General features: G+C 77.0%; 1 protein-coding gene. It reads right to left on the reverse strand.

What is annotated here, in order from left to right:
• Nucleotides 1-612, reverse strand: a 612-nt coding sequence (locus LPA54_RS33470) for a glycosyltransferase family 2 protein (RefSeq protein WP_228984482.1), incomplete at its 3' end; no start/stop codon positions are given.
• Nucleotides 613-820 lie beyond the last annotated feature (208 nt).

The raw sequence follows: 820 nt of genomic DNA on the forward strand, positions 1-820 counted from the left end.
GTGCAGGGTGGTGCGGCAGCCCCGGCGGATGCGCCAGCCGGCGTCGAGGAGCCGCAGCGCGAGGTCGGCGTCCTCGCGGTGCGCGCGGGGGAAGCGTTCGTCGAAGCCTCCGGCCCGGTGGAGCACCTCGGTGCGGTAGGCCATGTCGGCGGTGATCCAGCGGGCGCGGGCCAGTACCGCGGTGCCGCGTTCCCAGTCGGTGGGGCGGCGTCCGCCGGGCAGCGGCACGGTGATGACGCCCGGCACGCCCGCGGTGTCGGGCGTCGCCTCGTCCAGGTCCCGCTGGAGCTGGGCGCACCAGTGCGGCCCGACCTGGACGTCGTCGTCGACGAACACCACCCAGGGCTCGGTGACGGCGCGCAGTCCGGTGTTGCGGGCGGCGGCGGGGCCGCGGGCCTCTCCCGGCAGCACGGTGGTGCGGGCGCGCAGGTCGCCGAGGACGCTCAGCGCGTGCTCCAGGGGCTCCGGGTCGGGGACGGGCGTGGCGGGGCGGTCGTCGACGAGGACGATGCGCTCCGGGCGCGGTCCGTACGCGGCGGCCAGCGCGGCGAGACAGTCGGCGAGGGTGTCCCGTACCAGGGTGGGGATCACGACGGCGTACGGCGTCGTCACGGCGCCCTCCCTCCGCACCCGGCGCACGGCCCGCCCGGACGCCGGCCCGCGGGGGCGGGGCGGCGCTCGGGGAACGGGGCGTGGTCACCTCGGTCGTGCATGGGGAGTGGGCTCCGTCCCTGGGTCGGGCGAGTACTGCGGGGAGCGGGTGCCGCACCCGACCTGCGTCAAACGGTTGGACATGGTGTGCCCCGCTCCGTGTGGATAT

The sequence above is a fragment of the Streptomyces sp. DH12 genome, from assembly GCF_020873895.1.
Classification (GTDB): Bacteria; Actinomycetota; Actinomycetes; order Streptomycetales; family Streptomycetaceae; genus Streptomyces.